Here is a 10,260-nt window from a genome sequence, read left to right on the forward strand (position 1 = left end):
TATATTCATTCTATAAGAAAAATTCAGAATAATTAATTATAGTTTAATGATTATTTTATAATTTATTTTACATTTTTGTAGTTAACTTTATTATTTTATGAATAATTTCAATAATTACATTGTTATGAAATAAATAAAAAAGGACGATTCATTTATTGAATCGTCCTTTTTTATAATCCAGACCGATATGCTGATGGTGTACAACCTTCAAGCAGTTTGAATTTGGCATTGAAATAAGTTTGATGTGAATAGCCGGCTAATTGTGAGATTTCCTCTAATGATAAATCCGATTCCTTTAATAAACGTTTAGCTTCCCTAATTCGAACTTGATGCAGAGTATTTCGAAAAGACTCTCCGGATTCAGCCGCAAAACGACGGCTGAGTGTGCTTTTATTGATACGCAGAGTATCTGCACAACTCGCTAGATTCCACTGGGCGTCCCAATAGTTGGACTCGATCAGCTCCCTTGCTTTTTCGCTAAGTGTGCGTGCCCCTTCCTGTAATTGTCCATGATCTTGCAGAAGCATATGGGTGGTGAACGCATGCAGCTCTTTTACTATTTGATGGATGACAGGTTTATGTACAATTTGCTGAAATACATCATAGTATATTGCTTCTAGAGAAGCATTTTGCAAGTTGTATGATTTCATATGCCTACGAATCTGTGCGAGTACGCTTGTAAGGCGGATACGAACGATTTCCGGGTCGGGATATGGTCGTTCAAAAGTAAGGAATTCACGCTCAATCCAGTTCCTGATGGCTTTCGCATCCCGCCTTTCGAGCATTTCTATCCAAAGTCTTTGTTCAAGAGGAGTGAGAAATGGGTCCATCTCTTGAGGCGAAGTCTGTTGACTTTCGGCTAAAATGATATCATATCCATCGAAAAAGATTTGTCTCGTAAATTCACGTGTTTGCTGATACATCCTTTTTAAAGACTCATCTGAAGTTGCCGCTTTTATTATGATGGCAAGGGGCTCATCCATTCTTTCTTTCCAGTGAGCAAGGAACGCTTGGTACTCTTCCTTATATACCTCAATTTCCTTTGTTTCCTGGACACATAAAATAAAATCCGATAAAGCGAAGATTTGATTCTTCCCAGTAAAAGAATATCGTTGCAGTTCATCATAAACTAAAGGAAGGGTCTTGTTATCAGGTGTCAAAAAAGCGACCATGGTTATTCGACTTTCATGCCTCCGGTCTGTCAAGAAGAAATCCGGATATCCAATATCCAGAGCATTCCCATCATCCATGGTGTTTGTCGAAAGTAGACCAGGACCATTTCTCAATTGAAAACGCAATTGTTGGATATGTTTTACCAAATCCGCCGAAGAAAAAGGACGGAATAAAACATCTTCAGCACGAAAACGTAAGGCTCGATAAGCCGTTTGAAAGATTCGCTCAGATGAAATGCCCAGCCATCGAATTCCCCTCCGCTTTAACGAAACACCCATCGCCTCACTTTCATCCGTCCAAATATCCATATCCAAAATAACGAATTCCGGTTGCTGATTGCGCACGCCCTTTTCAAATTCTTCAATCGTTTTCCATAAGATCAGTCTAACTCCCGTTAGGTGGGACTCCACTATCCAACGAATTCCTTGAGCTTCAATCTCATCTTTCGCCACCAAATGAATTTCCACATCATCACCTCATTTCTGCTGTTATTCCTGTAATGAATAAATATGAAGTCAGAACTTGAAAAGAAAAGGACTCCCTTGTCTTTTCGAAAGCACTTGTATCTCATCTCCATTCTAATCCCGCCGAAAACCACAAACAAGCCTTATTGGGCAGAACCTTCGAATTAGATTAAATTTTGACATGCTCAACCGGTATTTTAGTCCCATATATATGTATCCTATATGAAAATATAAAAAGAAACATCATGGAAACCTTATGATTTCCAATGATGTTTCTTTTTTAGTCACTTTTAATCTTCAATACATTTAGAACCTTTATAATTGATTAATATTGACTTCCACTTCTTTTACGATGTTTTCATCTGAAGCACTTGTCAATTTTAATGATAATAGAGTGATGACTCCTATCACAAGTAATCCGGATAAAATAAACATCCCTTGAGTAAATGCAACAGTTCCGAGAATCATCGGTCCTACAAAACCGCCTAAAGCCGCAAATGAATTGACTATGGCTATTCCAACTGGCGCAGTGGACTCAGTGAAGAAAAATGTCATATAGGCAAAGAAACATCCACTGAACCCGTATAACCCGAAAGATGTAATCGTTAACATAAGCACCATCATAAAGACACTATCTGAAAAGCCGCACCCGATAAATCCGACAACTGCTATCATAAGGCAAACGAGCAAGTGTGATTTATGTTCATTGGTCCGATCTGAATTCCATCCTACAAACATAATGGCAGGTATACCGACTAACGATGGAATCATCGCTAACCAGCCAATTTCCAAATTGGTTGTTGCATTTTCCGATAAAGATTTTATGATGGTTGGCATCCAGAATGACAATCCATAGATAGATGTGTACCCTGCAAAATAAAAAAGGGCCAACTTCCAGATTTTCGAATCTTTCAGCATATCAAGCTTAGTAACTTTATTTATATTCGAGCTAACTTTTCTTTCCGCACTTAATTCCCCTTCTAGCCAATCACTTTCTTCCTTAGATAACCATTTAGCGTTGGTCGGTCTATTAGTTAAATAGAAAACAACAACAATTCCAATAATAATGGCCGGAATGCCTTCAAGGATGAACATCCATCTCCACCCTGCCATACCCAACCAGGAAATATTGTCAAGAATCCATGTCGATGCAGGCGCACCAATCAATCCGCCAATCGGTAGGGCTAAAAGCAAAACCGCTGTTGCCCTTCCTCTTTCGCGGGCCCTGAACCAATAAGTTAAATACAAAATTATCCCAGGGAAAAACCCAGCTTCGGCAACACCTAATAAAAAACGGAGAATATATAAATGCATCGTTGTTTGCGCAAAACCCGTCAATATTACCACGAGTCCCCACGAAATCATTATACGGGCAATCCATATCCGAGCTCCCACTTTATGCATGATCATGTTGCTTGGAACTTCAAAGAAGAAATAACCTATAAAAAAAATGCCAGAAAGCAATCCAAAAACTTCAGCGGATAAGGCTAATTCTGCATTCATTTGTAAAGCAGCATAACCTAAATTGACCCTGTCCAAGTAAGCAATGATATAAAGGAGCAAGACAAATGGAAGAATGCGTTTCATCGTTTTACTGATCGTTCTTTTCTCTATTTCACCACTTGAATGATTCATGATTATTTCCTCCCTTTTCATGCTACTATTTCCCAAAAAATAATCCGTTTATTGCACATCTCTTTTCCTGCTTCCCGACACTCTGATTCATTCCTAGGAACATCAATTTATCCTGATCCCCCTCCATTTACATATACTGAATCCAACAATATTATCAATACAACCCATTTACTCATGACTAAAGAGAAATAAGCCTTTCTACATGACAGTAACCAATTGTATAGGAATCTTCAGAAAAATCTAACCAACCTTTTCACCTAATTCCCCTACTTGAAAAACCTCCTATTTAAACTGAATTGACCTCCCCCATACTTGCCTTCAAAATTTTGCAAGCGCTTTCCAAACATACAAAATGCAATTAAGAAAGCGTTGTGATTATTGATGATCTACGTTAGATTAAATAGACCACCAATCATTTAACTAGACTGTAGTCTGATATTAAACTACATAGGAATATTCTGTCAATTATCACTTGGAGGTTTTTTATGATTGAACCCAGAAAGAAACAGCTTAGGGGAGAAAAGACTCGTGAAAAAATTTTAAAAATATCTTTAAAGCTATTTAGCGAAAAAGGTTATGATGAAGTTACCGTTGACGAGATCGTGAAAAAAAGCGGCACATCAAAAGGGTCATTTTACCAACACTTTTCAGCGAAATCGGACATTTTTTTAGTGAGATTCATAGAAGTCGATGATTACTATCGTGAAGTCTTCCGTTCGTTCCCAGTCGATATGGACGCTACTGAGAAATTGTTTATTTTCATACGCAAATTGATGCGTTTTCTGGAAGAAGAAATGGGCAAAGATTTAATGAAAGTGATTTACAGTTCCGCTTTGGATTCAAAAGAACATACTTACTTTTTAAATTCAAATCGCTCACTCTTCCAAATTATTCGTTCATTAGTTGAAGAGGCGAAAGAACAAAACGACATTGGCACTGACCAATCAGTTAACGAAATTTCACAGCTTATCACCCAAAGCCTGATGGGAATCATCTATCATTGGGGATTAAACAACTCAGAACAAAGCTTGGAATCACTATCCATACCGCTAACCAAAACAATCATTAATGGGCTGAAAACTAAGAACTAATACATAAATCAAAAGATCATTTTCAATCACACTGAATGGTCAGGGTAACTCCATTAATCTATAAGTTCATACATTTTCATTATTTCAATTGAGTGTCAGACATATTAAACAAGGAGTCGAAAGCCAGATATCATGAAACAATTTTTCTTTATCATCCTATATGCACTATTATTCGGATTATCACTGCAGGCTTTTAATTTCAAGCTTGACCACCCTATTGCAGAAGATATCAGCCGTTTGATGCCAATTAAAATGAAAGCGATAAAGGCAGAAGATAGTGAAGAAGCAATCAAAATGGTCGTTTTAGATGCCAAAAAAAACGATGATCCCATTTCCATTGCCGGTATGCAACATAGCCAAGGAGGTCAGACATTATATCCAAATGGGATCCTGCTCGATATGAAGCATTATGATAAAATACTTGATTTGGATGTAAAAGAAAAAAGCATCACGGTCCAAAGCGGTGCAACCTGGGCTGCTCTCCAGGAATATATCAACCCGTATGGACTTGCACTGAAGGTTAGTCAATCTCAAAACATTTTTACCATTGGCGGTTCTTTGAGCGTTAATGTCCATGGCCGCGATATCCGTCATCATGCTTTGATAGAAACCGTGAAATCTTTTAGGTTGCTTAACGCAAAGGGACAAATCCTAACAGTGAGCCGCGAAGAAAATTCGGAGCTCTTCCATTCGGTTATTGGCGGGTATGGTTTATTTGGAGTAATACTCGATGTAACACTCCACCTTACTGATGACGAACTTTATAAAATTAAAACCAAATCACTTCATTATGATGAATATACTTCGTACTTTAAAAGAGAAGTTCTTCAAAACGATGATGTTAAAATGCATCTTGCAAGAATATCTGTGGCTCCTGGCTCCTATTTGGATGAAATGTATGTAACGGATTATTATAGAGCAAATGACCAAACACAGCTATCTAACTACAATACTCTCAAACGGGAAACGATCATTGCCGTGCCTAAATTCTTTCTTGGTCTCTCACGTTATAATGACTGGGGTAAAAAAAGGTTTTGGGAAACTCAAAAAACCTACACGGACAATATTGATGGTAACTTGGTTTCGAGGAATAATGTGATGCGGTCGGACTCAGCCTTTATGGATTACAGCAACCCCACCAAAACTGAAGTGCTGCAAGAATACTTCGTTCCGATTGATCAATTTGCTGATTATATCGATGATTTAAGAAAAACCTTATCTGATGAAAAAGATTTTAACTTATTAAATATTACAATACGTTATGTGGAGCATAATGATGAATCACTCATGTCCTATGCCAAGGATGATATGTTCGCTCTTGTAATGCTCATCAATCAAGGGACAGATAACGATAGTAAGGTAAATACGGGAAGGGTCATCCGAAACATGATTGATGTGACGCTTGACCATAACGGCAGCTACTATTTGCCCTATTATGGGTATCCAACCAAGACACAATTATTTGAAGCGTATCCGCGTACTGAGGAATTCTTTCAATTAAAGAAGAAATATGATCCTGATAATCGCTTCATGAATCTTTTCTATGAGGAGTATCATCCATGAATTATAAACGTTTCGTTTTTTACCAAGGCACTGTTGGAATGGCTGCCAGCATGATTTTCCCTTTTTATATTTTGCTAATCAAAAATGTAGGCACCAGTTATTCGCAATTCGGGTGGGCATATGGAATATTCTCACTGACTGCAGCACTTAGCTATCCTTTAATTGGAAAACTCACTGACAAAGCCGGTGACAAAGCATTTCTCCTTATCTATTCATGGGGGATGGCACTAATCCTTCTTGCCTTTCCTCTCGCATATGAAATTTGGCATGTCTATCTCCTGCAAATCATTATGGGGGTACTTGGGGCAGTACAAAAAAACACAGAAAAAACGGTACTTGCAAGATATGTTACGAAGAAAACAGCGGGTGAGGAAATTGGAAACTACCATGTTTGGACATCCATCGGTGCTGCAGCTGCGGTGATTGCAACCGGATATTTAGTCGACTTTTTAACGATCGGCAGCATCTTTTACATTGCTTCCTTAATGTTTGCCTGGAGTGGATTTATTATAATGAAGATGGAGAAAAAAACTTCACTATCTAATGCAGAATAAATAAAAATATAAGCATTTATTACTGGTTAGCCCTAATAAATTAATTACCCCATTTAGTAGAAGAAGCATCTGTATTAACCTCAGCAGATGCTCCTTCTACTATATAAATCATTTGCGGATCAAAAAACAAAAAATGATCTTACAAAGATATATTAAACCTGCTCTCCTTTTCTCAATTTGGTTTCGTTAAATATACGAATTCTAAACTTACTGCGTTTATTAGTACAATTAAAGATAACGGACCAGAGCACATATAATAAAATACTACTTTCTTATCAACTTGGTTATTATTTTTCCGTCTAAAAAAACTAATGACATCATAATTATTCCCATTCCAATCAACTGATGAATAGACAACGCTTCATGTAAAAATAAAAAACCTAAAATCATTCCGATGACAGGCACTATATAATTACTATATGAAGTAAATAATGCGCCTTCTTGCCGAATCAGCCTATTAAATAATGCATAAACAACACCTGCATGGAAAATGCCTAAAATCGCTAAGTAGATAGATTGAGATCGTGCTAAATCCAATTTGAAAGATTGCTCAAACAAAAGGGACAAGGGAATGAGCAATGCACTGGCAATCAGTAATACATTTCTCATATGAATAACGGAAGATCCCTCGTTTAATTTCTCCATGAATATCAATGATAATCCAAAACTCATGGCAGCCAATATCAATAGGATGTTCCCCTGAATACTGTTAGAAAGGTCTTGGATTCCTTGTGTTGGCCAGGAAAGGAAGACAATACCTGCAAATCCGAATAGGATACTTGTAATCTCCGGCCTTGTGCTTTTTCTTTTGAAAAATGCTAGTAAAAAGAGGATGGTAAAGACGGGAACCATTCCAATCAGCACCGCTGCGATACTGCTAGGCACCGATTTCTGGCCTTGTGCAATAAACACGAATGGTAGTACAACCTCGTAAAAAGCAATGATTATATACCATTTATAATAACTCCTGGGTACTCTTCGCTCTTCTTTCGATAAAAAAAAACCAATGAAGAGTAAACAGATACCGCCGATACATGCTTTGATGGCTGACAATGTAATAACCCCAACATTTTCAATAACTAATGCAATAAAGAAGAATTGAGAGCCCCATATACCACTAATCAAGAGTAACAACACATATTTATTCATTCACTTTACCTCCCTTTTCAGCAATGGATCGGCAAAGGTCTTACTATTATGCTTTGATTGAATTCCACCAAAATAATTCGTGCCGATTACCCCAGCAAGAATAATCATTGCACCTATTACATGATAATAATGAATCGATTCCTGTAAGAAAATCACCCCTGCTATTATCGTAATCAATGTCGCTAAATTACTAAAAACGCTCATTTTAGATGCTGGTAATATAGATAATGCATAGTTTGATAAAAAAGCAGTAAGTATTGACGATAATACCCCAAGATATACGATTGAAATAAGGAATGCACTACTTGTGAAGGGTAATAAAAAGCTACTAATAGATTGGTTAATTATATGGTTGATGATGGCCATACTATTAAAAGTCACAAAACCAAAGAACATCATCACATAAGTTAACGTAAATAGTGAATATTGCTTTGTTACCTTCCTCGCCACCACATTATAGAGAGCGGCAGCAATCGAGGATAATAAGATCAGTATCGTTCCCTTCGAACTATGAGCCGCAAGTTGCAAGTCATTCATGACAAAGATAAAGATAACCCCCATCACAGAAAAATAAAGGGAAATTTTTTGACCTTTACCTGCGTATTCTTTCAAAAATAATGAAGCTGATAATAACGTGAAAATTGGTATGGTCGCTTGGATAATACCCGCTTCTGAAGATGAGGTATATACGAGCCCAAACACTTGAAATGTAAAGAATAAAATTGGATAAAGGAACACCAACGGAAGAATTTTCAAAGTATCTGTTGCGCTCATTTTCACTGATGTCCTCCGATACAGCTTAAAAATTATCGCGATCAAAAAAGCCATCGTAAATCGATGTGCCAATGTATCTAGCGGACTCGCTTCCATTAATGATATTTTTGTAAAAATAAATGAAAATCCAATAATAAAGGCATATAGTATCGCCGCAATATAAGCTTTTTTATGTTCTGGCATATTGAGTAAATCCTCCTTTTCAACACCCGGCCGGTTGTTAGTATCGTATTAAAAGTTTCACTACGATACAATACAAATAAGGAGCATCTGTAACGGTACAGTTTTTAGGAGGTATTCATGTTAAAATACGTAGCTTTGTGTAATGAATTTGAATCTCTCATCCAGAATGGACAGCTTAAAGCGGGCTTTAAACTCCCATCGATTCGTCAATTAAGCGAACAACATCAATGTAGTAAAAGTACAGTTTTGAAAGCTCTGCAAGAATTGGAAAAGAAGCATTTAATCTACGCAGTTCCTAAAAGTGGATATTATGTCGTTCAAAAAGAATTTGATGGTAAAAGTGAACCATCAGCGGAAATCGACTTTGTTACTTCCGCTCCCGCTTGGCATCAATTTCCGTATCATGACTTTCAACATTGCATCAACAAAGCCATTGATACCTATCAGCAAGAATTGTTTATTTATGGGACTCCAAAAGGACTACCCTCTTTAATAAAAGTGATACAAAAACAATTAGAGCAGTATCAGGTTTTCGCTAAAGAAGAACAGATTTTCATTACTTCAGGCGTTCAACAAGCACTTTCCTTATTAACGTTCATCCCTTTTCCAAATGAACGTACCCATATACTAGTTGAACAGCCTAGTTATCATCTATTTGTGGAGCAATTGAAAGCGTACAAGATTTCCGTGCTAGGAATCCAACGAACTGCAGAAGGTATTGATTTAGAGGAATTGGAGCGGATTTTTAGCAGTCAGGAAATTAAATTCTTTTATACGATGCCTCGTTTCCATAATCCGTTAGGGACTTCTTACTCTAAAAAGGACAGAGAAGAGATACTAAAACTTGCTGTTAAGTATGGTGTCTATATTGTAGAAGATGATTATTTAGCAGATTTCGAAGAGAATATGAAGGCAGACCCCATTTTTTCCGGGGATACCCATAACATGGTCATTTATTTAAAAAGCTTCTCTAAAATAATGTTTCCAGGATTACGCATAGGTGTTGCCGTATTGCCTAAACCATTAGCGGACAGCTTCCAACTATATAAAAGAACAGCTGATATTGATAGTTCCATGATTTCACAAGCAGCCTTGGAAATCTACATAAAAAGCGGTATGTTTGAACGCCATAGAAACAAGGTACGGCTCTCCTATTTAGGGCGTGCAAACTTGCTATATGATGCTCTGGAAAAGTACTCTACTCCAGGCTTTTATCGCCCAGCATCCATATGTATGAACGCACATATCGTACTGCCTCATCGTTTAAATAGTGCTCACCTCATCAAAAACTTACAAAATCAACAAGTACTGGTAGAGACTATAGGCCAAAATTATATAGATGGCTTTCACCAGGAAAAAATATTAAAACTAAACGTGTCCAATACAAATATACCAAAACTTGACCAAGGAATAGCTCTTATTTTTAAAGAATTGAATAAAAAGCAAAATTATTACTTATAAAACTTTTACATAAGGCATAGTCACTTTCCACACAGGGCAAAAATAAAATATAGTGAAAATATTTTACCTTATTGTAATACTGAAAAAATATGGGCAAATGAGCACAAACCAAAAAGAGCCAATTAGAATTGGCTCTCCAGACTGTAGACAAACTCGATGAAAATCGAGTTTGTCTATTTTTATGGCTTGTACAATTTGGACGTTGATTTCCAC

8 protein-coding genes are annotated in these 10,260 nt (G+C 36.9%); 4 read left to right on the forward strand and 4 right to left on the reverse strand.

The window, feature by feature from the left end; genetic code table 11:
• Positions 1-170: 170 nt before the first annotated feature.
• Entirely contained in the window at positions 171-1,640 is a 1,470-nt protein-coding gene (locus ACFX4I_RS05370; RefSeq protein ID WP_377419534.1) for a helix-turn-helix transcriptional regulator, read from the reverse strand.
• Positions 1,641-1,952: 312 nt separating this feature from the next.
• Positions 1,953-3,272: an MFS transporter gene (locus ACFX4I_RS05375; RefSeq protein ID WP_377419536.1), complete on the reverse strand. Its 1,320-nt coding sequence runs from the start codon at positions 3,270-3,272 to the stop codon at positions 1,953-1,955.
• 485 nt (positions 3,273-3,757) lie between these two features.
• On the opposite strand from ACFX4I_RS05375, the gene ACFX4I_RS05380 reads away from it, so the two are divergent.
• The 3 genes from ACFX4I_RS05380 (at position 3,758) to ACFX4I_RS05390 (ending at position 6,480) form a co-directional block, all read left to right on the forward strand.
• On the forward strand, positions 3,758-4,363 hold the full coding sequence (locus tag ACFX4I_RS05380; RefSeq protein WP_377419538.1) for a TetR/AcrR family transcriptional regulator: 606 nt from the start codon (positions 3,758-3,760) through the stop codon (positions 4,361-4,363).
• A 132-nt stretch (positions 4,364-4,495) separates the two neighbouring features.
• On the forward strand, positions 4,496-5,926 hold the full coding sequence (locus ACFX4I_RS05385; protein ID WP_377419540.1) for an FAD-binding protein: 1,431 nt from the start codon (positions 4,496-4,498) through the stop codon (positions 5,924-5,926).
• Positions 5,923-6,480, forward strand: coding sequence for an MFS transporter (locus tag ACFX4I_RS05390; RefSeq protein ID WP_377419542.1), 558 nt, complete (start codon positions 5,923-5,925; stop codon positions 6,478-6,480). The genes ACFX4I_RS05385 and ACFX4I_RS05390 overlap by 4 nt, the downstream gene beginning before the upstream one ends.
• Positions 6,481-6,744: 264 nt before the next feature.
• Here the strand turns inward: ACFX4I_RS05390 and ACFX4I_RS05395 are convergent, their stop codons facing one another.
• Together ACFX4I_RS05395 and ACFX4I_RS05400 are read right to left on the reverse strand one after the other, a co-directional pair.
• Positions 6,745-7,629 (reverse strand): DMT family transporter, encoded by an 885-nt coding sequence (locus ACFX4I_RS05395; protein WP_230303952.1) that lies wholly within the window; start codon positions 7,627-7,629, stop codon positions 6,745-6,747.
• The gene (locus tag ACFX4I_RS05400; protein ID WP_377419544.1) at positions 7,630-8,586 is read right to left on the reverse strand and encodes a DMT family transporter; all 957 of its coding nucleotides are present in this window, start codon (positions 8,584-8,586) and stop codon (positions 7,630-7,632) included.
• A 117-nt stretch (positions 8,587-8,703) separates the two neighbouring features.
• Here ACFX4I_RS05400 and ACFX4I_RS05405 point away from each other — a divergent pair, with 117 nt between their 5' ends.
• On the forward strand, positions 8,704-10,047 hold the full coding sequence (locus ACFX4I_RS05405) for an aminotransferase-like domain-containing protein (RefSeq protein ID WP_377419546.1): 1,344 nt from the start codon (positions 8,704-8,706) through the stop codon (positions 10,045-10,047).
• Positions 10,048-10,260 lie beyond the last annotated feature (213 nt).

This window comes from Peribacillus sp. YIM B13472, from assembly GCF_042788005.1.
GTDB lineage: Bacteria > Bacillota > Bacilli > Bacillales > DSM-1321 > Peribacillus > Peribacillus simplex_E.